This window comes from Paenibacillus sp. LjRoot56, from assembly GCF_964253335.1.
GTDB classification, from domain to species: Bacteria; Bacillota; Bacilli; order Paenibacillales; family NBRC-103111; genus Paenibacillus_E; species Paenibacillus_E allorhizoplanae.
The window spans coordinates 893,508-920,267 of sequence record NZ_CAXURV020000001.1; the positions used below are offsets into that span (position 1 = coordinate 893,508).

19 protein-coding genes are annotated in these 26,760 nt (G+C 47.9%); 14 read left to right on the top strand and 5 right to left on the bottom strand.

The genetic code is table 11. The features are described 5' to 3' along the window. Positions 1–75: 75 nt before the first annotated feature. Together ACSQ8O_RS04125 and ACSQ8O_RS04130 are read right to left on the bottom strand one after the other, a co-directional pair. Positions 76–1,632: an ABC-F family ATP-binding cassette domain-containing protein gene (locus ACSQ8O_RS04125; RefSeq protein WP_056618568.1), complete on the bottom strand. Its 1,557-nt coding sequence runs from the start codon at positions 1,630–1,632 to the stop codon at positions 76–78. 96 nt (positions 1,633–1,728) lie between these two features. Next, entirely contained in the window at positions 1,729–2,472 is a 744-nt protein-coding gene (locus tag ACSQ8O_RS04130; protein WP_436240537.1) for a spermidine synthase, read from the bottom strand. A gap of 225 nt (positions 2,473–2,697) precedes the next feature. On the opposite strand from ACSQ8O_RS04130, the gene ACSQ8O_RS04135 reads away from it, so the two are divergent. From ACSQ8O_RS04135 to ybaK, 9 genes are all read left to right on the top strand, one after another. Next, positions 2,698–6,315, top strand: a complete 3,618-nt coding sequence (locus tag ACSQ8O_RS04135; RefSeq protein WP_436240538.1) for a glycoside hydrolase family 44 protein — start codon at positions 2,698–2,700, stop codon at positions 6,313–6,315. Positions 6,316–6,337: 22 nt separating this feature from the next. Next, positions 6,338–7,057, top strand: coding sequence for a stalk domain-containing protein (locus tag ACSQ8O_RS04140; protein ID WP_436240539.1), 720 nt, complete (start codon positions 6,338–6,340; stop codon positions 7,055–7,057). Between the two features lie 189 nt (positions 7,058–7,246). Beyond that, positions 7,247–8,206, top strand: a complete 960-nt coding sequence (locus ACSQ8O_RS04145; RefSeq protein ID WP_436240540.1) for a carbohydrate ABC transporter permease — start codon at positions 7,247–7,249, stop codon at positions 8,204–8,206. After that, positions 8,203–9,048, top strand: a complete 846-nt coding sequence (locus tag ACSQ8O_RS04150) for a carbohydrate ABC transporter permease (protein ID WP_436240541.1) — start codon at positions 8,203–8,205, stop codon at positions 9,046–9,048. Before ACSQ8O_RS04145 ends, ACSQ8O_RS04150 begins: the two co-directional genes overlap by 4 nt. 81 nt (positions 9,049–9,129) lie before the next feature. Continuing rightward, a complete protein-coding gene (locus tag ACSQ8O_RS04155) occupies positions 9,130–10,893 on the top strand; it encodes a sensor histidine kinase (RefSeq protein ID WP_436240542.1) in 1,764 nt (587 codons plus the stop codon). Further along, on the top strand, positions 10,871–12,481 hold the full coding sequence (locus ACSQ8O_RS04160) for a response regulator transcription factor (RefSeq protein ID WP_436240543.1): 1,611 nt from the start codon (positions 10,871–10,873) through the stop codon (positions 12,479–12,481). Before ACSQ8O_RS04155 ends, ACSQ8O_RS04160 begins: the two co-directional genes overlap by 23 nt. Before the next feature lie 182 nt (positions 12,482–12,663). Then, positions 12,664–13,998: an ABC transporter substrate-binding protein gene (locus ACSQ8O_RS04165; protein ID WP_436240544.1), complete on the top strand. Its 1,335-nt coding sequence runs from the start codon at positions 12,664–12,666 to the stop codon at positions 13,996–13,998. Positions 13,999–14,177: 179 nt separating this feature from the next. Continuing rightward, entirely contained in the window at positions 14,178–15,161 is a 984-nt protein-coding gene (locus ACSQ8O_RS04170) for an aldo/keto reductase (protein ID WP_436241937.1), read from the top strand. Between the two features lie 226 nt (positions 15,162–15,387). Then, the gene (gene ybaK, locus ACSQ8O_RS04175; protein WP_436240545.1) at positions 15,388–15,861 is read left to right on the top strand and encodes a Cys-tRNA(Pro) deacylase; all 474 of its coding nucleotides are present in this window, start codon (positions 15,388–15,390) and stop codon (positions 15,859–15,861) included. A gap of 59 nt (positions 15,862–15,920) precedes the next feature. On the opposite strand, the gene ACSQ8O_RS04180 is transcribed toward ybaK, so the two are convergent. Beyond that, positions 15,921–16,811, bottom strand: a complete 891-nt coding sequence (locus tag ACSQ8O_RS04180; protein WP_436240546.1) for a helix-turn-helix domain-containing protein — start codon at positions 16,809–16,811, stop codon at positions 15,921–15,923. Positions 16,812–16,933: 122 nt separating this feature from the next. Here ACSQ8O_RS04180 and ACSQ8O_RS04185 point away from each other — a divergent pair, with 122 nt between their 5' ends. Together ACSQ8O_RS04185 and ACSQ8O_RS04190 are read left to right on the top strand one after the other, a co-directional pair. Then, the gene (locus ACSQ8O_RS04185) at positions 16,934–18,007 is read left to right on the top strand and encodes a Gfo/Idh/MocA family protein (RefSeq protein ID WP_056618600.1); all 1,074 of its coding nucleotides are present in this window, start codon (positions 16,934–16,936) and stop codon (positions 18,005–18,007) included. Between the two features lie 66 nt (positions 18,008–18,073). Further along, positions 18,074–18,910 (top strand): sugar phosphate isomerase/epimerase family protein, encoded by an 837-nt coding sequence (locus tag ACSQ8O_RS04190; protein ID WP_436240547.1) that lies wholly within the window; start codon positions 18,074–18,076, stop codon positions 18,908–18,910. Between the two features lie 256 nt (positions 18,911–19,166). Here ACSQ8O_RS04190 and ACSQ8O_RS04195 read toward each other — a convergent pair whose 3' ends face one another. Beyond that, positions 19,167–19,601, bottom strand: coding sequence for a hypothetical protein (locus ACSQ8O_RS04195; protein ID WP_436240548.1), 435 nt, complete (start codon positions 19,599–19,601; stop codon positions 19,167–19,169). Positions 19,602–20,190: 589 nt separating this feature from the next. On the opposite strand from ACSQ8O_RS04195, the gene ACSQ8O_RS04200 reads away from it, so the two are divergent. Beyond that, entirely contained in the window at positions 20,191–20,487 is a 297-nt protein-coding gene (locus tag ACSQ8O_RS04200; protein WP_057311742.1) for a hypothetical protein, read from the top strand. A gap of 174 nt (positions 20,488–20,661) precedes the next feature. On the opposite strand, the gene ACSQ8O_RS04205 is transcribed toward ACSQ8O_RS04200, so the two are convergent. After that, complete coding sequence (locus ACSQ8O_RS04205; RefSeq protein ID WP_436240549.1) at positions 20,662–22,986, bottom strand: helix-turn-helix domain-containing protein; 2,325 nt, start codon at positions 22,984–22,986, stop codon at positions 20,662–20,664. A gap of 155 nt (positions 22,987–23,141) precedes the next feature. Here ACSQ8O_RS04205 and ACSQ8O_RS04210 point away from each other — a divergent pair, with 155 nt between their 5' ends. Continuing rightward, positions 23,142–24,662, top strand: a complete 1,521-nt coding sequence (locus tag ACSQ8O_RS04210) for an extracellular solute-binding protein (RefSeq protein WP_436240550.1) — start codon at positions 23,142–23,144, stop codon at positions 24,660–24,662. 496 nt (positions 24,663–25,158) lie between these two features. Further along, positions 25,159–26,700, top strand: a complete 1,542-nt coding sequence (locus ACSQ8O_RS04215; RefSeq protein WP_436240551.1) for an extracellular solute-binding protein — start codon at positions 25,159–25,161, stop codon at positions 26,698–26,700. The last annotated feature ends 60 nt before the right edge of the window (positions 26,701–26,760 follow it).

Consider the following 26,760-nt stretch of genomic DNA (forward strand, 5'->3'; position numbering starts at 1 on the left):
TATTTTCCAGAACCTGTCTTGAAATAAAGAGCTTACCCGATCGTGATGGGGTAAGCTCTTCAAGATACGTGTGGATTAGAATACTTTAGTCGTCCATGACTCACAGTTCCAAGTCTCTGTCACAACATCACGATAGAAGTCAGGTTCATGGGAAATCAGGATGATGCTGCCTTTGTACGCCTTCAGTGCACGCTTCAGCTCTTCCTTCGCATCAACGTCCAAATGGTTCGTGGGCTCATCGAGTACGAGCAGGTTGGTTTCGCGGTTGATCAACTTACATAGGCGGACCTTCGCTTTCTCACCACCGCTGAGCACGACAATCTTGCTCTCGATATGCTTGGTCGTTAGTCCACAGCGAGCAAGCGCCGCGCGAACCTCGAATTGGTTCAATGACGGGAACTCGTTCCACACTTCATCAATACACGTATTGTTGTTGGATTCCTTAATTTCCTGTTGGAAATAGCCAACTTGTTGGTTTTCACCTTTATGCACGGAACCTGATAATGCAGGGATTTCGCCTAAAATGCTGCGCAGCAACGTCGTCTTCCCGATCCCGTTGGCACCGACGAGTGCAATTTTCTGCCCACGCTCCATGCGCAGGTTAAGCGGACGGGATAACGGTGAGTCGTAACCGATAACCAGATCTGTCGCCTCAAAGATGAGCTTCCCGGCTGTACGTCCTTCTTTGAAGTTGAACTGTGGCTTCGGTTTCTCTTTGGCAAGCTCAATGACTTCCATCTTGTCGAGCTTCTTCTGTCTGGACATCGCCATATTACGAGTGGCGACACTCGCTTTGTTACGTTGAACGAAGTCCTTTAACTCCGAAATTTCCTGCTGTTGGCGCTTGTATGCGGACTCCAGCTGGGATTTTCTCATTTCGTGAACTTCTAGGAAATGGTCGTAGTCACCGACATAGCGGTTCAAGGCTTGATTTTCCATGTGGTAGATCAAGTTGATTACGCTGTTCAAGAAAGGAATGTCATGTGAGATGAGGATAAAGGCATTCTCATACTCATTCAGATAGCGTTTCAACCATTCGATATGCTGCTCATCCAAATAGTTGGTAGGCTCATCGAGGAGCAGGATGTCTGGCTTTTCCAAAAGAAGCTTCGCCAACAACACCTTCGTACGCTGCCCACCGCTCAAATCATTTACGTCTTTATCTAAGCCGATATCTGTCAGACCCAGACCGCGGGCCGTTTCTTCGATTTTGGCATCGATCATGTAGAAATCTTGATTCGTTAACGTATCTTGAATCGTTCCTACATCCTCGAGCAAGCGCTCAAGCTCTTCAGGCGAAACGTCGCCCATGCGGCCATACATATCGTTCATTTCTTGTTCCATATCGAACAGATACTGGAAGGCACCTTTCAACACGTCGCGCATCGTCATGCCTTTGCTAAGTACCGCATGTTGATCGAGGTAACCAACGCGCATGCGCTTGGACCATTCGACTTTCCCGTCGTCCGGCTGCAGCTTGCCGGTAATGATGTTCATGAAGGTCGATTTCCCTTCACCATTTGCGCCAATAAGTCCGATGTGCTCGCCTTTCAGCAGGCGGAAGGATACATCGTTGAAGATCGCGCGATCCCCAAATCCGTGACTAAGTCGTTCTACGTTTAATATGCTCATGAATGACACCTTTTCTATTGAACTTTTTTTGCTTCTTACATTTTATTATAAACGATAGGAAGCAAACAACTCCCCCAGATGAATAAAAAAAGGAAATTAAGCTTCATCCATCAGGATATGCCCATAGCCTGGCTCAATTTCGACGAAGCCAGCCATATGGCGCATGTGGCGGGTGATCGGCTTATTTTGACCCATCAGGATCATATTCTGCAGATCGCGGCGTCCCTCAGAGGGGAGAGCGAATGCTTTAACGTGCTTAAACACTTCACTAAGTGTTGTGTGAATAGCGGCTAAGAGCGGGTCATGCTCACCTTTACCCATTAAGTTCAGAAGAATTGCGCCGCCCTCGTCGAGCTTTGTAAGAGCGATTTGGAAAAAGGTTAATGACGTTAATGACAGCGGTGTGCCCTTGTCGGTAAAAGCATCAACAAGGATGTAATCATACGTTCGTGGAGGCTCGTTGCTTAGAAGCTGCCTGCCATCTCCGATGTGCACGTTGTCCTGGTTGTAGCCGAAGAAGCGCCTGCTCAGCGCCACGACATGTGCATCCAACTCCGCAACGGTAAAGCGTTTCTCTCTCAGGTGGGAAGCGATCGTGCCGATTCCGTGACCGATGAGGAATACACGCTCAAAGCTAGGGGCATTAATCTGCATGAGATGAATCATAGCTCGTGGATATTCGAAAAGGATACGATCTGGATGCTCCAAATCCATCGCACCTTGCATGGCTTGATTGGAAAACTCCAAGACGCGAAAGCTCCCTTTTTGATCAGAAAAGGTGTTGGTGTCATAAATAGAGATATCATGGTGTGCGGTTTGTTCCCTGTATAGCACGTTCAACGATCGGATCCCCTTCGATAATAAGTATGAGGACAGTATATCATAGCTCAGCAAACTGAAAGCAGGACATAGGAAACGTTATGACAAGTCATAGTAGGAATCATGACCAGTTAGTATGTAATTCATGACGCGGTCAGGGGAAATACAGGAGCTAGGTCCCTATCCGCTACCTTTCGATATTGATGATAATGGATGGGATTAGTGAGAGAAAGAGGAGGTAGCAAGGTGAAACTAGGTAGATTTAAAAAGGCTGCTGCTGTGAGGCTAACTTTGGCTATAGCGATTGTTTTGGCCGGTTCAAACACAGCTGCGGACATAGGGAGGCTGCCGTCGGTAAATGCCGCAAGTATGCCAGCCCAATTCACGGTTTATGGTGATAGGCTTGGGAGTTCCTTCGCTGATTACAGCTGGGCTAACCATAGTTTAACGGAGAAAAAGACGGTTCATACGGGCAGCAATTCCATTCGCATGAAACCTAATCATGACGATGGGCTGTATTTGTATAATGACCGGATTATTCGCGTGTCTGATTACCCTGTGTTGGAACTGTGGTTGAACGGCGGGAGTGGAAGCGCCCAGAAGCTAGAGCTTGTCCTAAATGCTGGAGGGGAACAGGTCGCTTCCATCCCGTTGAACGAATCTTATTTTCAGGGGGGTACTTGGCAGAAGGCGACAATCGATCTAGATAAACTGAACATTCCAAACGGCATATTCGATGGCATTCTCATTCGCGGTACGACAGAGGGTCAGCAGCCGGAGGTGTACATGGATGATATTACCTTGTCAGGTCGTGTCTTGGAGAAGGAGGATACGGTTGTACTCACTGGCATTTCTGTAACGCCGACCCGTTTGAATTTGCTAACAGGTCAAACAGGTAATATCGCGGTTAACGGAGCGTATTCCGACGGTACTTCAGTTCCTTTGATACAGGGTGCGGTCTGGAGCTCATCGGATCCTTCCGTGGCAACGGTGGCTAATGGCACGGTTAGAGCGCTGAATGCTGGCACCTCGGTGCTCTCTGTGGTATATGGAACGGCGCGCGCAGAGACATTAGTGCGAATCTCGGAGATTGCGCCTCCCCCGGTTCCTGACGGCCAAGCGGCAATGAACATTTATGAAGAAGGGCTGAGCGATGTTTTTCAGGATTACAGCTGGGCCCAGCATAATCTGAGTGATTCTACTGTTGTTCACACGGGATCCAAAGCAATCTCCTTTAATCCAAGCGGTCAAGGCGGCTTATATCTGTATAAGAACAACGGAGCTGTTCAGGTGAAGGATTACGATCGTCTCGAATTCTGGATTAACGAGGGAGACTCCGGCGCACAGCAGCTGGAGCTGGTATTCAACGCTGGCGGTCAAGCTGCGGCGAGGGTAGATATTGGCAGTCTGATCGAAGGTGGTAAAATTCCTGCCAATGGCTGGACGAAGGTACAGCTTCAGTTGCCGGAATTGCAAATGAAAGATCAGTTATTCGATGGTTTGCTGTTTAGCGGCTTAAGCGATGGTGAGCAAGGTACCGTATATCTCGATGATATTCGCTTGCTAGAGAAGTATGTTGCGCCGCCAGTATTGGTGGAGGGCGTCCTGTCTCAATACGGCATGGTGCTAGCTCCTGGCGATAGCGCCAAGCTTACCTATGAAGCTCGTTATTCCAATGATACAAGTGCTGATAGGAGTGACCAAGCCACATGGACCACCAGCGATCCTGGTATCATCACCGTAGATAAAGGTGTTTTGAAGGCGACAGGAAGCGGCTTAGCCAAGCTAACTGCTGTTTATGGTACAACATCGGCTTCCATGTACGTACAGGTCGTTCCAGTCACACCCGAGGCGATATATCAGGATGGATTGGCTGAGGGCTACGATACATGGAGCTGGGGAACGAACAATTTCGACAACGTGCAGCCAACAGCTTCGGGAACGAAGTCCATTTCCTTTCTAGCCCAAGGGTATGACGGTATTTGGATGCATCGCAATGTGAAAATGGATCTCGATCATTACTATGGGTTATCGTTGAAAGTCCATGGCGGCTCCATTGGCGGACAGAAGCTGCATGTTAACTTGATGGACGATCGAGGTTTCGTCGGGGAGCTTAATCTCGATAGCGTGCTGCCAGACGGCGTACCGGCCAATCAATGGACGGAGGTTAAGCTGAAATTTGCTGATCTTGGTATCCGTGAGCTAACGTTCGATGGCATTGTCGTGTCGGCGTGGGGCGAGCATGATCAAGGAACGGTCTATTTTGATGACATTAGCATGCTGAAGACCACATCGGTCGTTAACTTGCCTGATCCAGAGCTTCCAAGCGTCCAAGTTACAATAGACTCAACTAAAGGGCGTCGCGCGTTAAGCCCTGGCATCTTTGGTGTTAATTTCGAGGATAACCCTTCGGAAGGGCATTCCATGATGAATGTTCCAGTCAAACGCTGGGGTGGGAATGCGATGACCCGTTACAATTGGGAAATCGATACGACCAACCGTGGCGGCGACTGGTACTTCTTGAACATCGCCAATGACAACGCGGACCCGTCAAAGCTGCCGAACGGTTCCTTGTCAGACCGGTTCATTCAGGATTCCAAAAACACGGGTACAGAGGTCTTACTGCAGGTGCCGACGATCGGTTGGACGCCGAAGGATCGAAAAACGAGCTGGAGTTTTTCCATTGATAAGTATGGTCAGCAGCAAGGCAACGAGTGCGATTGGCATGAAGCGTGGTGTCGCAAGGATGCCGGAAATGGCAGGAATAAGGATGGCGGTTATCTGACCGGGAACAATCCAACAGATACATCCAAGCAGGTCAGTTATGATTTCGTGAAGGGATGGATCCAGCATCTCCAGCAGCGCTTCGGTTCTTATGTGCACAACTACGCGCTCGATAATGAGCCCATGCTGTGGCCGCATTCGCATTGGGATGTTCACCCGCAAATGACAACCTATGATGAGGTTTGGAATTATACGCAAGGCTATGCTCAGGCGATCAAACAGGCAGATCCAGAGGCGAAGATCTTCGGACCGGTACCTTGGGGATGGTGCGAATATTTCTACTCGGCGAAGGACGGCTGTTCATCTGGCAAGGATATGGAGGACCATAACAACAAGCCTTATTTGGAGTGGTTTTTGGGCAAAGTAGAGGACTATCGCTTGCAAACCGGTCAACGTTTGGTCGACACCCTCGATATTCACTATTACCCGGCTGAAAATAATGTAGCGTTCTCAAGCGATGAATCCAAGCTGATGACGAAGCGTCGCTTTGACTCCTTGAAGTCGCTATACGATCCGAATTTCACCGATCCTTCCTCATGGATTCAAGAACCCGTGAACCTGATACCACGGATGCATGACCTCATTGCCCGCAACTCGCCGGGGATGAAGCTGTCGATCTCCGAATATAACTTCGGCGACGGAGGGGGCATTGGAAGCGGACTTGCGCAAGCGGAGGCACTTGCCTTATTCGCTCGCGAAGGCGTCGATTATGCCATGCGTTGGGGAGCGCTTCTTGGCAATACGCCACTAGAAGATGCGTTCAAGTTGTACTTGGATTATGACGGTCAAGGCAGCCGTATTGAAGGCGAGGTTGTCAGCGCAACGAGCTCCAACTTGAATACGATAGGCGCTTATACCATTGTATCGCCGGAAGGCAAGCAATACGTGTTGCTGTTCAATAAAGACACAGCTCCGCGTGAAGCCAAGCTGCAGTCGGATTTATCGCTGAATGCGACAGCATCTGTGTACCGTTTTGATGCACAAAAGCGTCTTGCCCCAGTTGGAACCGTTCAAGGAACAAGCCAAGGCCTCTCCGTGAAGCTGCCAGCGATGTCTGCAACATTGATTGTCATACCTTAATCATGTGAAGGAGGAACTGTAGATGAGAAAACGTTTGCGAAACAAAGGAATCGTCATCTCCACACTAGCCGTTATGCTCACTCTCTTTTTGACGCAGCAGAGTTTAGGCGCAGGGACATTAACGGAAATCAAGGTTTTTATGAACACAGGAATCAAGATTATGTTGAACGGCAAGCCCTTTGAACCGACGGACAAGGACGATGGCACGAAGCTTGTACCGATCACTTACAGAGGCTCAACTTATTTGCCAATGCGGGCGGTAGCCGAAGCAGCGGGGATACAAGTCACCTGGGATCCGCAAACCGAAACAGCTTATTTGGGCGAAGTGAGTGGTACTGTGACTCCGAATTCAATCAGCTACATCAAAGCATCACCGGAATTTGTCTACAATGGGAATATCACGTATCGCATGGCAAGCAGAACACCAGAGGAGTTAACAACCGTTGACGGAACTATACTGAACTATGGGTATGTGACTGGGGGGAGTCGTTCGGTCAATTTGGAGGTCACCACTGATTTCCAATACGATAAATTTAAAGCTAAAATATGGGCGTCTGACACCCTGACTAGCGATGATTTGCAGGTAAAGGTCGTGGATGAGCATAATGTAACTGTGAAGGAACTGAAAGTGAAGTCAGGTAAAATGACAGAATTAGAGCTCAATGTCAAAGATACGAAGGCCCTTCGGATCTACGTGCAAGGGGATAGGAGCATTCTGGGTGAGCCGATGTTAGGGAAATGATTGTTGATTGACGGGCCATGTATGGATATAGAAAAGTCCTCCTCAGCTGAATAGGCTAGGAGGATTTTTTTATTTTGGTTGTGTTCGATAGGGATGAAGTTGTGTTCAATCCTCTCATTTTCTTGGGGGGAGGGCTCTTTTATACTGATGATAGATGAAAATTACTATTAGAAAAGGGTGAGCCCTAATATGCGTACACAACCTACGACAAGTGCCAGTAAACAGGCTCAAAAGCGGTTCGCCGCCTTTAATTGGAAGGGCCGTTGGGAATCGCCTGTGGCAGGGTATCTGTTCATCTCCCCATGGCTGCTTGGTTTCTTGCTCTTAACCTTATGGCCGATGATTCGATCGGTTTACTATTCCTTTACCAAATTTACTTTGCTGGACGCTCCCGATTGGATCGGATTGAGAAACTATGAACGCATCTTCACCGACGATGAAACGTTCAGGCAGTCTCTCACTGTTACGCTCATGTTCGTAGTAATCTCGGTGCCACTCAAGCTGGTGACTGCCCTGTTAGTCGCTATGCTGCTCAACAAAAACATAAAGGGTATTTCCATTTACCGTACATTTATTTATTTGCCATCTTTAATCGGGAGCAGTATCGCCGTCGCGGTTCTATGGAAAAATATTTTCGGAATCGACGGTTTTATCAATAAGTTTTTAAATATTTTTGGGATAGAGGGGATCAGTTGGATCAGTAGCCCTGGTACGGCTATGGGCACGTTAATTATTTTGGTGGCGTGGCAGTTTGGCTCTTCGATGGTTATTTTCCTTGCAGGGCTAAAACAAATTCCATCGGAGCTCTATGAGGCTTCTTCTGTTGATGGTGCGTCTAAGCTCAGACAATTTTTCAATATTACGCTGCCTATGCTTTCCCCGGTTCTGCTATTCAATCTGGTGCTGCAGACGATTGGCTCGTTCCAAATGTTCACGCAGGCATTCATTATTACAAAAGGCGGCCCGATCAACTCTACGTATATGTATGCGCTGTATTTGTACGAAAGAGCTTTCGCCCGCTATGATATGGGGTACGCTTCGGCATTAGCCTGGATACTGCTTGTTATTATCGGCATCGCGACTGCCTTGATCTTCGCATCATCCCGTTACTGGGTATTCTATGAGACTGAAGGAGGCCGTAAAAAATGACACTAACGCAACGCCGGACTCTCGGCTCCCATATTTTTTTAGCCCTATTCAGTATCGTGATGGTCTATCCCATCTTATGGTGGGTTGGAGCGGCATTCAAATCCAATGATGAGATGAGCTCACCTAATTTGTTCCCGAAGGTATGGTTGTGGAGCAACTTCACCGACGGCTGGGTTGCGCTTCCGAAATTTACATTCACACATTTCTATATAAACTCCTTCGAGCTTATCGCAGGCGTGCTAATTACATCGGTGCTCTCTTGCAGTCTCGTCGCCTTCGGCTTTGCCCGACTTGACTTTCCGCTCAAAAATTTCTGGTTCTCAATCCTGATGGTCACGTTGATGCTGCCTAGTCAGGTGACGTTAGTTCCGCAGTATATTATGTTCAATGCTTTCGGGTGGATTAATACGTATCTGCCGTTCTATGTCCCGCATGCCTTAGCTGGCGGTATCGGCGGACCCTTCTTTATTTTCCTGCTCATTCAGTTCATTCGCGGACTTCCGAAGGATCTGGACGAATCGGCCAAAATCGATGGCTGCAGTTGGTTCGGCATTTATTGGCGCATCATCCTCCCACTGACCAAGCCTGCACTAGTCACGGTAGCCATCTACTGTTTCCTCTGGAACTGGGATGATTTCTTCGGACACTTGTTGTATATCAATTCGGTGGATAAATACACGGTTGGGCTTGCGCTCAAATTGTTTGTAGACAGTCAGTCGGCCTTGCCTTGGGGTCAATTGCTGGCGATGTCACTCGTATCCATTGTTCCTTCGTTAATTATCTTCTTTATGGCTCAGCGCCATTTTGTAGACGGCATTGCGTCAGGTGCAGTGAAGGGGTAAAATTTGATGAGTTGCTTGAAAAGCTGCGATACTGTGCAGCTTTTTTGGCTTTCATGATTGCCGCCTGAAGGGAGAGCTCGAATGAACTTATTCAAACGCGTGCGGATTGACCGCTTGTTTTTCAGTAGTTTCGCTTCTTTCTTATCGATCTTGCTTCTCGTCTTTACATGGATCAGCTATAGTGTGACAGCTAGAGAACTTGCGGATACATCATCGTACTACCAGCAAGATATGCTCAATGAGTTGAATAAGCAGATTGATATCCAGCTGAAATCGATTGAACAAATGTCGCTGGCTGCTTCCCGCAATATGAATACGATCGGCTATGATCCCTTTGAAAAGGATCCTTTCGAGTTATTTCATCGCAGGGACGATATGCTGCGGATGCTGGCAAGCATTACGTACAGCACGACGATGGTCCAGTCCATCTATTTATATATAGACAATCCAACTAAGACCGATCCTCAGGCTCCTGTGCAAATTCTGGATATGAAGCATGTTCGGGAGGAGCCATGGTACCCGGAAATCCAGAATTCAGACTTCGCCTGGGTCGGGGAGCGGACGCTCCCCACGAATAAGGGGCCGCAACAATTTATCAGTTTCGCTCGTAAGCTATATAACAATTCGGATAAGTACTATGGGTTGCTGATGCTGAACGTGAAGGCGACCGCAATCGAAAGTATGGTTCGCGGGGAGTCCGAGGGAAAAGAGAAGAATCGGCTGCTGTTGGATGCCAGCGGCAGGACGATTGCCACGATTGGAAAGCCCACATTGAGCGAAGAGGATCTTGGGCTGATCAGCAGCAAGGAGATCGCATCGAATTATATACATCTTCCTGACAAACAAGGCGAAGGGGCTCTGCTTGTATGGAGCAAGGTGCGATCAGACTGGATGCTGATTGAAATTACCCCATGGAATGAGATCGTACACGGCAGTATCCGCCTAGCTTATATTCTAGTCACTGTCGGTCTGACGGCCATATTCATCACTGCCTTCTTCACGCTGTTTCTATCCAGACAGTTCACGAAGCCAATTCGACTGTTACTGTCGCGAATGGGACGAGTGCCTGCTGCAGGAGCTGCAATGGATCTGCCTACCGATTACGAGAACGAGTTCGGAAGTTTATTCAACGGGTACCGCCGGCAAATGGAGCGGATTGAAGAGTTGCTGCAATCGCTGCAATCCCAGCATAAGCGTAAGCGAGAAGCGGAGATATTGGCGCTGCAGGCGATGATAAATCCCCATTTTTTATACAATACCTTGGATCAGCTGAACTGGATCGCTATTGATTCTGGACAAGAGAAGATCAGTACAATCGTATCCTTAATGGGCAAAATGTTCCGTATTGGTCTTTCCAATGGTGAGACGGTCATTCCAATTCGGGATGAGCTGACGCATGTAGAGTGCTACCTGCAAATTCAAAAGATTCGTTGGGGTGAGCGTCTTACTTACACCATTGAAATCGAAGAGGAGTTAAAGGAACTGTATATTTCGCGTTTAACGATACAGCCCTTTGTGGAGAATGCGTTCATTCATGGATTTCATGGCAGGAGGGCTGGGGAGGTTCATATCGCCCTTAATCGTAAGGAAAACGAATTGGAAATTATCATTACCGATAATGGCGTAGGGCTGAGGCCAGAATGGGATGTACCGAAGCCGCGCAAAACCGGAGGCTATGGCGTTAGGAATGTGATGGACCGCATTGCTGCCTATTTCGGGGAGCCTTACGGAGTCACGATGCGAGGCAGAGAGGAAGGCGGAACGGAAGTGGTTCTGCGGCTCCCTGTTTTGCACGATAAATCCGAAGTTGAGGAGGCTTTTCATGTGGAGAGTACTTATAATTGATGATGATTTTCAAGTGCTGGAAGGGATGAAGAAATCCATCCCCTGGGAGCGGTTAGAGGCGGAATGGGTAGGAGAAGCGATGGATGGGCAGGAAGGACTTCAGAAGGTTAAGGAAACGAGCCCAGACATTATCATTACCGACATCTATATGCCCGTGATGAATGGTCTCGAAATGATCGAGCAACTGAAGCAGGTAGGATTTGCGGGAGAAATCATTATCCTCAGTGGTTATTCCGATTTTCAGTACGCGCGTCAAGCGCTGCGACTGCAGGTAAGCGATTACTTGTCAAAGCCGGTCACGATGGATGAACTTAGTGGTGTGCTGGAGCGGGTTATCCATGAGCTGGAGACCAAAGAACTAGCGAAGCTAGAGCAGGAAGAGACGCGGCGCAGGTTAATGATGTACGAGCCCTTCGTGCAGAAGGAATGGTTGAAGTCGGTCGTCACGGGTACGTTGGGTCGGGCTATGGCGGAGGAAAGCATGGAGCCGATCGACGAGAAATCGTGGCTCAAGCAGAAACATCTCATCATGGGCATCGAGCTGATGGGGACAATCCGTGTATCGAATCTCACTTTAACGGACTGGAGCTTGTTCCGGTTCGCCCTGGCTAATATCATTCGCGAAGTGCTGGAGCGGGATTGGCCGCTTTCTGAGTTCATCGAGCTGCACAGCCATCATGCTGCCATCGTTTTTCATATTCCTTTAGAGCAATCGGATGCAGTGGCTCGAGCGAGTATAAAGCGTATTGGAGCGTACATCTCGGAATGTACTCAGACCTATTTGAAATTAAGTATCCGTATCGGAATTGGGAGTGTGCAGGCGGACTGGAGACAACTCTCTGACTCAACAGAAGAGGCTTTCTTGGATCTCCTGCAGCAAACGCTGAACGAAGATCAGGGGACTCGCCTGTCCAATCTGGATGCTGCAGAGCCCGAGTTTACGATTCGCCCTATCAAGTTTTATCAAGAGCTTGCCGAGGCTATCGTATATGCGAAGCAAGAGGAGACGCTTGCGATTGTGGATGCCTACTTGGCGCAGCTCCGCCAGATGCCTTCCGTAACGCCAGCGTATCTGCAATACTTATGTTCGGAGCTGTGGACGATTCTGGCCTATTCGCTATACAGCACCGGCGTGGTGCTCGACGATCTGTTCCCTGGTCTGCCGGCAAACCAGGAAATTACCAAGATTCAGACGATCGAGGAGCTCCGGGATTGGCTTGAAAACAAAATCTCCGGCATTTCCTCACAGCGTGGATGGAGCGAACACTCCAAACATAAGGAAGCCATTGATTTCATGATTCAATATGCGCATGAGCATTATGCCGAGGACATTGCTTTGGAGGATTTATCGAAACAGCTGTATCTAACCCGCAATTATTTGAACCGGATGTTTAAGAAAGCAACGGGAGAAACCTTTACGAACTATTTGATCCGTGTAAGGCTGGAGAAGGCCAAAGTACTGCTGACAGAAGGTAAGCACATGATTTACGAGATAGCAGAAAAGGTAGGCTACAAGAATGTGGCTTACTTCAGCTCCATTTTCAAAAAACATTATGGTATGAATCCCAGCGAGCTCGGAAAGAAATAGGTTGTGCTCGATTGTGGTAGAAATGTGTTCATTACCCTTATTTTGATTGTGTCCTTCGGTTTATATAATGAAGTTATAAGCGCGCTGCTGATGAATGGAGTTGCTACTGTACCTTCGTTCCTTTTATCGGAAAGGCGTTGACACATGGACCTGAATATGGAGTACAGGAAGGGGTTAGCAGAATGATGAACAAGCAGATAAAAAGATGGGGTTTACTGACAGTTACAGCACTTACAGCTGTAAGCTTGACCGCTTGCGGTAGCAATACCACGACCAGTACTAAAACAGGCGAAAGCGCAAAACCAAGCAGCGGTGCAGCAGCAACAGCAGCAGTGGTCGATAATAAGCCGGTGAAACTGCGCATTGTATGGTGGGGCTCACAAGCCAGACATGATGCGACCTTGAAGGCACTTGATGCCTACACGAAGAAACATCCGAACGTTACGTTTGAACCGGAATTTTCCGGGTTTGATGGCTATGCGGATAAGCTAGCTACCCAGGCTGCGGCGAAAAATGCACCAGACGTGATCCAGATGGATCCGGCTTGGCTAGCTGAATATAGTGGAAGAAACCAACTCGTGGATCTGTCAAAAGGTATTAATACCGCGGATATCGATAAATCTCTCGTCGATTCTGGTAAATTTAAAGATAAGTTATATGCGATTCCTTTAGGGAATAATGCGACGGGAATGCTGTTCAACAAGAATGCAGTGGACAAACTGGGTATCACACCTCCGGCTAATGGCTGGACATGGGATCAATATTTCCAATTCGGCAGGGATGCGAAAGCGAAGCTAGAGAAAGACAAATATGCCTTAATGGATGCGACGAATGATTACACTGTTTATTCCTCCTACCAAAGCAGCCAAGGTAAGGGCAATCCGGTTACGGTAGATGGCAAATTCAATTTGGACAAAGATACGTACATCACGTATGCGAAGAAATATGCGGATCTTCGTAAAGAAGGCGTAGTTCCTCCACCTGATGTGGCAACGACAGATAAAGAATCCGATGCGAAAATGGATTTGATGAACAACGATACAGTTTTGATCAAGCGCAGCTTTGCAGCGCTGTTGCCTGGCTATGAAGGCGTGAAGCCGGGCGCTTATAAATTTGTTACACAGCCTAAAGGCGCTCAGGCCAGCGGCTTCCTGAAGCCGTCCATGTTCTGGTCCATTAGTGCGGATTCTAAGAACATTGAAGCGTCCAAAGCGTTTATCGACTGGTTTGTGAACGATACGGAAGCAGCGGACATTTTGACGACAACGCGCGGTGTACCCGTTTCCAAAAAGGTTCTCGAGTATTTGACACCGAAGCTGACTCCTGCGGATAAACAGCAAATCGAGCTGATCAAGAATGTCGCACCAGACGCTCAACCATTTAACCCTGGGGCTAAAGGCTGGAGTAACTACACAGCTAAGGACTTTAAGGATATTGGTGAAAAAGTGATGTTCGGCAAAATTACGCCGGAAGCGGCGTATGATGAACTGGTAAAGAAAGCGAAGGATTATCAATAAATTGCGGGATTAGAGCAATTCATGAAAACTCAGGTTGTCGGGACTTTCTCGATAACTTGAGTTTTTCGCGTTGGTAACGTTCAAACCGCGCCTCTGGCGTGAATTGGGTGATTCCTACGGGTATCGTGTATAATCAATGGAAGAATCACATCATAGCTAATAAGGAATAGGTGAATAGTATGGTGGGGAAAGCAGTACTCCGGCAGATGGGCAGTTCGTCCTTAGCTTTATCGCCACTCGGACTTGGCTGCTGGCAATTCAGCAATGGTCAAGGAATGGTTGGCAAGTTTTGGCCAGTTCTGAAGAGAGCGGATGTGCGCAGCATCGTTCAGACCAGTCTCAAGGGCGGGATTAATTGGTTTGATACAGCGGAGGTTTACGGAAAAGGTCAATCCGAGCAAATGCTGGCGGAAGCGCTGCGCGAAGCGGGAACTTTGGCTGACGGAGCACATATTGCGACGAAGTGGTGGCCGTTCCTTCGCACGGCAAGCAGTATCACGAGTACGATTGATGAGCGCATACGGCTGCTGGAGAATCGGACGATCGAGCTGCATCAGGTGCATCAGCCTTTTTCATTTTCATCCGTTCGAGAGGAAATGACTGCGATGGCAGGGCTCGTGAAGTCAGGTAAAATTAAGAACATAGGCGTCAGTAATTTTTCTGCTGATAAAATGCGTGAAGCTGACCGAGTTCTCCGCGAGCACGGACTTCGCCTCATTTCCAACCAAGTGAAGTATAGCTTGCTGGATCGCAGGATTGAGCACAATGGGATCATGGAAGCTGCCAAGGAGCTTGGTGTCGCGATTATCGCATACTCCCCGCTGGAGCAGGGGATATTAAGCGGCAAGTTTCACAAAAACCCAGATCTGGTGAAAGCGATCAAGGGGCCGCGTAAATTCACATCGGCTTTCCGTGCCTCGGGGCTGCAGAAGTCGAAGCCACTGATCGACAAGTTAGATGAACTTGCGCAGCTATATGATGCATCACCAACGCAGATCGCGCTGAATTGGCTGATTCATGCGCATGGGGAGACCGTGTTCGCCATTCCAGGTGCGTCGAAAACGCATCACGCGGAGGAAAATGTGAAAGCCATGCAATTCACACTGACAGATGAAGAACTGAAGCAAATCAGTGATGTATCGAACCGGGTGCTGAAGTCATAAACGATCGGCAATAAGCCGTCATGTAAATGTAACAAGATTGAAATCTTATCTTCAGGTAGATTTAAGGAAACGAGCCTATACTAAATCTCGACCCCCTTTTTAAATATAGATAACTTGAGACCTGCGGCCCATTGCTGTGGGTCATTTTTTTTGTTAACCCTTGCGAACACGCCTTGATTAGGTAAAATGGAACCATACGTTTAGCATATCGGAAAAAGGTGAGAACATGGTGAAGACAAATGCTTGTCGCAAATTAGATTTGCTCAAAATTCCCTATACGTTGCATGAATACGAGTGGGATGAAAATCAATTAGATGTCCGCACGGTGGCCGAAAAGGTTCATTTGTTAGTTAGTCAACTTTATAAAACATTAGTTTTGAAAGGGGATAAAACGGGGGTAATCGTTGCCTGCATCCCTGGAGATCGAGAGCTTAATTTAAAAAGTTTGGCGATCCAAAGCGGTAATAAAAAGGTAGAAATGGTTCCTGTAAAGGATATTCAGAATCTTACGGGATATATAAGGGGCGGTGTCTCGCCGCTTGGTATGAAGAAAAAATATCCGTTCTTCTTGGATAGTTCCGTGACAAAGATGGAGCTGGTCAGCATTAGTGCAGGCCGTCGTGGGCTGCAAATATTTATAAGCGGTGCTGATTTAGTTAAAGCTTCTGAGGCAAATCTTGTGGACATAACAAGTACATAGCTACCTGCAAAGAACCCGCAATTCGCGTAGTGCGAAATGGCGGGTTTTTTGTTCAGCACCTACGTTACCGCACGCCCATGCTCAACTCGCCTATACTCCTTCGGCACAATGCCCTTACTCTCTCGGAATATCCGCGAAAAGGTTTTGTACGAGCCATAGCCAACTTCCAAAGCGATCTCCGTGACACTCATGTCAGTGGAGACCAGCAAGCTGCAGGCATGACGCAAACGCAGATCGTGCAGGAAGTGGACGAAAGTTTGGCCTGTTGTTTGCTTAATCACTTCGCTGATGCGCGACACGCTCATCGTGAAGCGAGCGGCCAGATCGGACAACGCCAGATCCTCTTGATAATTCCGATGGATATAATGAATAATCGGCCACACGGCGTGGCTGGACCTTGAAGGGGATTTGGCCAACGTTGCAGCTTCTTCCTCCTGGCCTGCGTGCTGGAAGCGATGCCGATCAAAGCGGATCAGAATTTCTTTCAGTTTAGCCTTCAGCAGAGTTTGCCTGTACCGCTCGTCGCCGTGATACTCTTTCACCATCTCTTCGATAAGAGATGACATCATTTTTTGCTCGGCCCCTTCGAACTGTACATATGCCGGCAATCCATTCGAATCATTAAACAGATCAGAGAGACCTTGATCGTTCCCAGGCTCCATAAGTAAATCCATACTGAACATGCCGTTGACGAGAACTAGTTTTTGACCCGGATCCGTAAAAATCTCATGTACTTGATAGGGCAGCACAAAGGTGAACGTGCCAGGTGCCATCGTATGTTTTACATCATTTATCGATTCTGCGCCACGACCTTCGACCACATAGGAGAACTCGAGGTAATCATGGCGGTGCGCGCGAAAACCGTGCTCCAATGTATTTCTACTAAGGTGGAACGGGAAGGGGGAATGCATATTTGGGTACGTTTTCAGATAATCTGGAAAATACGTCATGATCAGTCAGGGCTCCTTCGAAAAAATGGGACGTTTTCCGAATATACGGTACGACTTCTTAGTGATCTTATTTTATCATAAAAGCAGAGTCAACAGCGTGTACTTATGAGGAGGAACGAGTCGTGGAAAGCGTTAACAAAATTAGAATTGGGATTATTGGTGCAGGCAATATTGGCGGGGTTCATATTCGGGAGTTTTCAAAGCTGGCGGAACTCTGTGAGATTACGGCGATTACGGATGCGTACTTGCCTTTAGCTACAGCGAGGGCTCAAGAGCATGGCATTGCTCATGTGGCTGCCACACCAGAAGAGCTGATTCAAAGCACGAACGTCGACGCTGTCATTATTGGGGTGCCGAATCAATACCATGCTTCCCTTGCTGTACAAGCGATTGAAGCGGGCAAACATGTACTTATTGAGAAGCCAATGGGCATTAACGCCGAAGCGGCTAAACAAATATATGAAGCAAGTAAAGCATCGAATACGATCGTGATGATCGGTCACCAAATGCGTTGGGAATCCGTTCCTATGCAGATTAAAGAGCAAGTTGAAGCAGGCGAGCTAGGCAAAATCTACACAGCCAAAACGGGCTGGTTCCGCCGCAAAGGCATCCCAGGTTGGGGAACATGGTTCACGAGAATGGATGAATCCGGTGGCGGTCCTTTGATCGATATCGGCGTTCATATGCTGGATCTTGCCCTCTATTTAATGGGGAATCCAAAGCCAGTTTCTGTTGTCGGTGCAACGTATGCGGAATTCGGACCACGTCGCAAAGGGATTGGCACATGGGGCAAGCCGAATTGGAATGGTACGTATGATGTAGAGGATTTGGCGACTGCGCTGATTCGTATGGAAGATGGCAGCACGCTGACGCTTGAAGTGAGCTGGGCAGTTCACATGGACACGGATAACACGCCTTTCGTGCATCTGATGGGCACGGATGGCGGAGCTAGTTACAAGGGACCTACGGGGAAATTGCTGACAGAGAAATTCAACCGTCCGATCGAGACTGAATTGAAAAAGCCTGAGAATGATGAAGGTGAGCGCCTACGTCTAAGCCTACATTTCCTAGATTGTATTCGTGAAGGCAAACAGCCGATTACATCGGCGCTTTCCGGTTATACGAACAATTTGATTCTCGATGCGATTTATGAGTCTTCGCGTACAGGTAGCGAAGTGAAGTTGAACTGGGATTAGTCGCGGATAGAGCGAAGAAAAGACTGGAAAAAAACGATAGCAGAAACCATTTGGAGGGATTATCAGATGCTTAGAGGGTTAACGAGAGCAGGGCTTGGCAAGATCGAGAGTAATGAGCAGTTCATCGAGTTAGCGGCAAAATATGGCTTCCAAGCGGTCGACATCGACGCTGTGGGCCTTGTAGAAACGCACACCGTCGCTGGTGCTCGTGAGTTATTAGAGAAGAATGGACTCGTCATCGGGTCCATCGGTCTGCCCGTGGAATGGCGTTCCACGGAAGAAGTGTTCCGCGAAGGGCTGCCGAAGCTAGCCCAAGCCGCGGAAGCGGCAGCAGCGCTCGGCTGCACGAGCTGCTGCACGTATGTGCTGCCCTCGACGGACCTCGGGGCAGCGCACTTCATGGCGCTCGCGACGCGCAGATTGCGCACGTGCGCCCAAATCCTAGGCGCCTACGGCATCCGCCTAGGGCTGGAATTCGTCGGTCCGCATCATCTGCGGACACGTTGGCAGAACCCGTTCATCTGGACCATTGATGAAACGTTGGATTGGATCGATGCGATTGGTGAGCGCAACGTGGGTTTACTGTTCGATTCGTACCACTGGTACACGAATGGTGGGACTGTCGCGGATATCGAGAGGCTCCGCGACGATCAGATCGTGCATGTGCACATCAACGATGCACCAGATGTGCCGGTTGAGGAAGTGCTCGACAACGGACGTGTGTATCCGGGCGAGGGTGTTATTGATTTGGCAGGCTTCCTGCAAGGCCTGCAGCGTATTGGCTACACCGGCGCTGTAGCGCAGGAGATCCTGACGGCCGAAGCGCCGACAGATTCTCCTGAGAGCCTGGCGGAGCGGTCCAAAGCTGGCTTCGACAAGGTGTATGCTGCGGCGGGGTTGTAGGTTGTGTGTTGTATGGAGAGCGAATCCTTCGGGATTCGCTTTTTTGCTTCTGTGGGGCGGGATGGATTGTCCATGCTCCCAACCGAACCTAACCGGGCCACGTTTGATACAGGATTGGTCGAGGAGTGATAGGGGGGATGGAAGGGTATTATTCTCTGGAAAATGCAAATAGGCAACCTTTTCTCCTCATTTATCCTCCACATTGGTAAATGCGTGCAAATAGGCAACCTTTCTATCGGGTTTCAAGGAAATCTCTTCAAATCACACTAAATTGATGCCTATTTGCATCAATTTCCAACATATGAGGGAATATCTCTGTCAAAACTGCCATTTTGCAATTTTGCCCCCAACCCCAACCCCAACCCCAACCCCAACCCCAACCCCAACCCCAACCCCAACCCCAACCCCCAACCCCAACCCCAACCCCAACCCCAACCCCAACCCCAACCCCCAACCCCAACCCCAACCCCAACCCCAACCCCAACCCCAACCCCAACCCCAACCCCCCCCAACCCCAACCCCAACCCCAACCCCAACCCCAACCCCAACCCCAACCCCAACCCCAACCCCAACCCCAACCCCAACCCCAACCCCAACCCCAACCCCAACCCCAACTCGTACCTGCGCGTTCCTCCACGTCTAGATCTCGTCCACTTGTATGCTTAGCTGCTACCATCACTAACCAGAACATAGTTCCATTGGACAATTCCAATGGATGGGGACTTTAAACTAGCTAAAAACAAATTTGAGTGGACAAAACCACTCAAAACGAACAATAAGGGCCTTTTGGGCACGATATGGGGTTGCTTAAGTGGATAAATCCAATGTAGAAGCAAATTTGAGCTTATTGGATTGGAATACACTGTATTTGTCCAATGGGTAGGCCTACTTCGAGATTTTATCCAAATGCGCGGGGAAATCACGCGTGAGAGAAATAACTGGACTTCCTCCCGCTAATTCGCGGGCAATCCACGTCTTGGGACAAATAACTGGATTTCCTCCAGTTATTTTCCTCTCTTTTTCTGCATCCACGCCGAAAAGCCGAAAATTAGCTGTAAGAAATCCATCTATTCGCAAATACTTGGTGAATCCGCCGGAATTAGATGTAGTTTTTCCAGCTAAATGGAGCCATGGCTAGTCACAAGCCACCTTCCGCCGGCGATTCCCAACAACCATCGCATCCCATTCGACAAAAATTCCTACATTTCGTCCCTAAACTGTGACAAACTTCTCAGGGAAACTCGGGTACGATTTTAAAAAAGCGAAAAGGAGATAAGATCATGCAAATTAAGAATAAACAGGACATCAGCTTGATTTTGGACAACTTTTCAAACTTCGCAGAGTGGGACGCAGCAGGGAAGAAGCTTTACCTTGTTTTTGCTGATAAAAAACGTGGAGGTCAATGGACCTTAATGAGTTATGAAGACGAGCGCTTCAGTGTGCATGGCGTGGGGAAAGATTATGAGGACGCAGAAGAGTTGTTCTTCGATGAGCGTAATCAGGTGCTCTCCTTCCTGTGGGACAACCGTGCCGCGCTTAAAGCAGCGGTTGAATCCAGCCAAGTGGTTTCCGCTTAATCTCGTCGAAACGCAGATCATGTGGACAAGCCTCCTAGAGGCTGTCCAGTAATCACCGGTACATCCCGCAAGACGAACAACAGCCTGCGAAACCACCAACAATCATGTGGTGGCTTCGCAGGCTGTTTGCTTTTCGCCTTATTCGCTCTTCGTCCTCGCTCCAGGCAACCTACCCTACGTACTAGGCGGCAAGCCCTCCCTCTGCTTATCCCGGTACTGACCGGGTGTAAGCCCTTCTTGCTTACGGAAGGAGCGGATGAAGTTCTGCGAGTTGTTATAGCGCAGCTTCGAGGAGATATCCTTGATCGGCATATCGGTCTCGGAGAGCCATTTTTTCGCCATATTGAAACGGTAGTTTGATAAATAATCACTGAAGGAGCAGTTCGTCTCTTTGCGGAAAATGCTGCTCAAATAATTGGCATTGTAATGCAGGCGAGAAGCGCATTCTTCGAGTGTCAGATCCGTGTCGTAATAATGCTGCACGAGATCAATAATTTTCTCGGAAATGTTGTGGTACTGCGCGTCCTGCCTGTCACGGTAAATACGGATCAGCGGATGGATGACCTCCGTCCAGAACCAGTCCTCGATCTCGGCGGTCGTATGCAGGCCGAGCACTTCCTCGAACAAAGATCCTTGGTTCGGATGAATCTGATTCAAGGCGATGCCGGATTCCTGCATCATCATGAGCAAGTTGTTGAGCAGTCGCGCCAACGGGATTTGATACTCCTGCGGGGTGAGCTGCGCCGCGAAAACAGCATGCAGCAGCTGCTTCAACAGCTCGCGGGATTTATCCTTTTCGGCTAGCTTAATGCTGTCGATCAGTTCATTCTCAAGAGGCTTCGGATAGTTCAAATTCAAGTAATGCTTCCCTGAGTTGATATTCTCATACTGAATGATAATGCCCTCGCCAAGCTTGATACGATGCTTCAAAGCCTCGAGTCCTTCTTTGTAGGCCAGCGACATCTGGGTGAACGCATGAATCGGCAAGGAGATCCCAATAGAGATGTGCAGCTTCAGGAAGTTATAAATATGTTGTTGAACCTGCTCGGTTAGGCCGTACACCATCGTACGGAAGTCACTGTCGACGCTGTCTGAACTCCCGATCATGGTCACAATGGTCTGGTCAATTAGGATCGGCGCTAAGCGCTGCTCGGAAGGAATGAGCTCCTCCATCATGTTGTGCACGGCGAAGAGCAGCAGCTCCATGTCCTTTTTCTCATAGCGAGTGTGGTCGATGGCGTCGATTTGGATGGTGATGACGGACATCGTTTTCCAAGCAGCAATATGGTCGGTGTAACCGAATTGGGCAAGCTTCTCTAATAGCTCAGTCGGCTTAATATGCCCCTGAAAAGCCTTGATCAGGAAAAAGGTCCGCACCTGACCGATATGTTGATGGACTTCTTTTTCGAGCTGTGATTTCGATTGGAACAACGTGTGCACATGCTCACTGATCATCTGAAATTCATTCGCTTTGCGCTTCTGATTCCCGCTCACCAAGCCTCCGATTTGATTCAGAAGAAGCTGGATCGGTGAGTACATTTTACGGGAAACGAGCCATGCGAGTACCAATGCAAGAAGCAGCATCAGGACGCAAATATAGATCGTATAGGTTCCGATTTTGCTGGATTCCTTGGTCAAGCTGTCAATCGAAGTGAGGGAAAGATAGGTCCAGTTGTTCAGATTCGAACGCAGATAAGTAACGGAATAAGGCTTATCGTGAATACTGGCGCGGAACTGTCCGCTCACGTCTTCTTCAAGGTGAGTCAGGTCGGTCAGGCCAGCAGCTGTGATTGATTTTCCGATGAGACCCGGATCCCGATTCATCACAATTCGCTTGTGTTCATCCATGATGACAATGTCATCGGGATGTTCGCTATCACTTGGAATCATTTCCTTAAGGGAGCAGGCAGGAATATTAGCTAAAGCGAGGCCGAATTTATCGAGTCCAGTGGTCGGCAGCTTTTTAACTAGCGAAATACTATAATCACAGGTCACGCTTCGCGCATTTTCTTCGGTGTAAAACCACTCGGATGGATTCAAGATCCATGTGCTATTATCTTGCGTGTTCATCAGGGAAATCAATTTATCAGCAAACGGATAGTTGTCGAATTTGTAGAGTCCTGAATTTTTGATCATCCAATTCTGTTTCGCATTAATCAAGAGCACATCTTCCAGTCTCGTGTCAAAAGATTGCATATACCGAATCTCACTTCGCAGATCGTCGTACATCATGAAATCGGTTACAGTCAGCGGCATTTCCATGGCCTTTTTGAGAACAGTGGAATTGATGACCTGATTTAGTGTATGGTTGACAGTGGTTAATTTCTGCTCTACATTGGAGTTAATTTGGGTGATTAACTGCATTTTTCCTTCGTTTACATTTTTTTGGATTTCACTTGAAGACGTAAAGAAGGCGAAAGCGCCGATAAAGATCACAGGCAGCGTACTAAGCAAGAAGCTGAATATCGTCATTTTGCTAAGAAAACTTAAAGAGCGCATCGTATCCAACACCTTATCTGTTCAAAGAATCATTCGTCAGACTATCTATGTATTGTAGTCAAGAGTACGGTTCAGATCAATAATCATCTGCAAATGGGATAATCATTATCTCATATTTGCCGCCCAAAACACAGCTGTTGCAAGGAGGAGTTAACATGAGAAGTGGGATAGTTGGCCAGCGGTTTAAGTGGACAGGACGAATGAGTATAGTTCTTATTGTCATCATGTTGATCAGTGCCTGTCAGAACGACAACACGCCAAAAGCAGAACATGATAAAGGAGCAAGGCCTGTTATTTCTATTATGGCACCTCTTCATTTTCCGCATCCGCCGATACCAGAGCTTGTCCAAGCGATTGAGAATAAGACGCAAACGAAGCTGGAATTGAATTGGGTTCCGGATGGCATCTACACGGATAAAATGAATACGGCCCTTACGACGAACTCGTTGAAAAAGGCGACCTACGTGAAATATACGGACTACATGCTGATGAAAAATTCGATCCGTTCCGGTGCATTCTGGGATATTGGACCGTATTTGGCTGCGTATCCGAATTTGAAAAAGTTGAATAAAGAGATTTTGGGGCAAGCAGCAGTCGATGGCAAAATTTATGGCTTATATACCGAGCGCCCGTCCTCTCGGCAAGGCATTATTATTCGTGAGGATTGGCTGAATAATCTGAAGCTGAAAAAGCCAACGAATCTAAATGAGTTATATGAAGTGCTCAAAGCGTTCACTTTTGGTGATCCTGATCGCGACGGGAAGGACGATACGATCGGATTAACGGACCGAAATGATCTGGTGTTCGGCTCCTTTAAGACGCTCAGCTCCTATTTTGGGACACCGAATAATTGGGGTGTTTCGGGAGGCAAGCTTGTACCGGAGTTTGAAACACAGTCCTACGTAGATGCGATGAATTTCATGAAGAAACTATATGATGAGAAGCTGATTAATTCGGATTTTGCCGTAACGAGCAAGGAAGTACAGCGAGATAAGCTGATTCGTGGCATGGCCGGCGTGTACATTGGCAGTATGCAGGATGTGCAGCGTCTTTCCGATGAGGCGCAGTTAGTGAATCCGGAGGCAAGACTGACGTTGGTGAATCATATTGAAGGGCCGCAAGGGTTTCATATTTGGTCCATTCCTAACTATAGTGCGCTATATCTCTTTTCGAAAAAGGCGATAAGAACTGAGGCGGAATTGAAGCAGATGCTGCAGTTTTTTGATCGGACGATGGATAAAGATGTCGCCAATCTCATGAAGTACGGCCTAGAGGGACGGCATTATACGGTTAAAGATGGGCAAATCCAGCTCTCCGAAGAGACATCGAAGATTCGTGTTAATGAAGTCAACGCGCTGTATGCCCTAATGATCGCGGATTTGAACAATCCGAACGTTATTCCCGTTGTGGAAAGTGAATCTTTGTCCCAGCTGGCCGATACGCTTAGCTTGGATAATGAGAAATACGTCGTCAAGGATCCGACATTAGGCGTGGAGTCGAAGACTTATGACGAGCGAGGCGTCGAGCTGTACAAAATCATTTCCGATGCGACGTACAATTATATCCTGGGCAAGCTGGATAAAGCGGCTTTTCAGCAAGAAGTCGAGCGTTGGAAGCGCGGCGGCGGGAATCAGATGATACAAGAGTATAATGAGGCGTATGGGAAGAAGGGGTAGTCGGGACTATCGCTTGCGAACACGGGGGCATCGTGCGAATAACAGGATTTCTTACAGCTAATTTTGGCGAATTTCGTTGGGAAATGCGATTAGATGGAAAAAAGGTAGTTAATTTGAGCTACTTCGGCCAAATGAGTAGTTAAGCTCAAATATAGATAGATGGAGGAAATCCATCTAAATCGGAATTTGGGCGCATTTCGGTGAGATTAGCTGGAGGTTTTCCAGTTAATCAACCTCGTGAAGGCAAGCATCCAAGTACCAATCAAAATAACGAGTCTACCAACAGGTAGGCTTTTTCTTTTGTCGTTTTAGGCCTAAAGACTCAACCCCACGGCCAGAAAGGCCTCTTCAATAATCATCTCCCCTCCCGATAATCATCATCTCACATCCCGCGTCATACGTGGGGTATATGAGTAAATGATTGTTTCGGTACCCATCCCGCACCGTGTAATGTGTGAGTTGTAGCACACAACATTTTCACGGAGGTCAAACCGATATGAAGAGAAATTTAGTTACGATTCCACTAAGCGTACTACTCGTTTCGAGCTTTGCTTTGGCAGCATGCGGAGATAAAGAAACGCCTGCATCGACAACTGCAGCATCGTCATCAGTGGCAGCAACGACAACAACAGCACCGAAGCCGACAGACAATACACCGACAGCAATCACAATCATGGCACCATTGAATACGGCACAAACACCACCAGATACGATTATTAAAGAACTTGAAAAGCTGACGAACACGAAGCTGACGTATCAATTCTTCCCGGCAGACACGTATGAAGAGAAGTTGAATACGACGTTTGCAACAGGTGCGCTGCCACAAGCAACGTATTTGAAAAACCAAGCAACGTTCATTCAAATGAAATCGGCGATTCGTGACGGACAGTTCTGGGAGATCGGACCTCTATTGAAAGACTTCCCGAACCTTAGCAAATTGAAATCAACAACGAATGACAATACGAAAGTCGATGGCAAATTGTACTCCTTATACCGCGGCGTAGACATCGCTCGTCAAGGTCTCATCTACCGTAAGGACTGGGCAGACAAGTTGGGGCTGAAACCTCCTGCTAATTTAGATGAATTGTTCGCAATGGCGAAAGCATTTACGGAGAACGATCCGGATGGCAATGGTAAAAAAGATACGATTGGATTAACAGATCGGAACGATCTCATCTACGGAGCGTTCAAAACCATTGCTGCTTGGCAGGGCACACCGAATAACTGGGGCGTGAAAGACGGCAAGCTAGCTCCTGAATTCATGTTCCCGCAATATGTAGCGACCATGGATTATTTCAAAAAAATGCGTGATGCCGGCTACATCAATAAAGATTTCGCAGCAACAAGTAAAACGGATCAACAAAAACTATTCACGAGTGGTGCAGCAGGTATGTATATCGGCGCCATGACGGACGTTTCCACATTGAACAAAGACTTGGTTAAAAATGTACCTACTGCTGCAGTAGATGTTCACAGTATGGTTGCTGGGCCTGACGGCAAATTCGCAGCATGGGCACTGCCTGGCTATGCAAACGTTGTTCTATTCCCGAAATCCGCGAATAAAACGGAAGCTGATCTTCGCAAAGTACTCGCTTACTTCGACAAAATGATGACACCAGAAGTAGCTAACATGGCGAACTGGGGCATTAAAGATGTGAACTACAGCGTAACAGATAACAAAGCGAAGAAGCTGGATGAAGAAAAATGGACACGCGAAGTGAAACCATTCACAGATGCAGCAATTGGTGATGAGGATACGTCTGGCAGATTCTTGGGTATTCCAACGATCCCAGCACAAGGAAAAGCAGATGAGTTGAAAATTGCTAACCTGAAGTTTGCAGTTCAAGATCCAGTAGCTGCACTTGATTCCAAAACAAACCTTGAAAAAGGTGTTCAAGCGCAAGCCGTTATCACGGATGCAACGAACAAATACATTTACGGAACAATCGATAAAGCTGGCTTTGATAAAGCAATTGAAGATTGGAAAGCTCGTGGCGGCAGCAAAATCATCGAAGAATACAACGCACTTAAAAAGTAATTCTGCAACAAGTGTCTGACAAGTCAAGGTGAGAGGGCTGCTGAAACCGCGGCGGCCTTC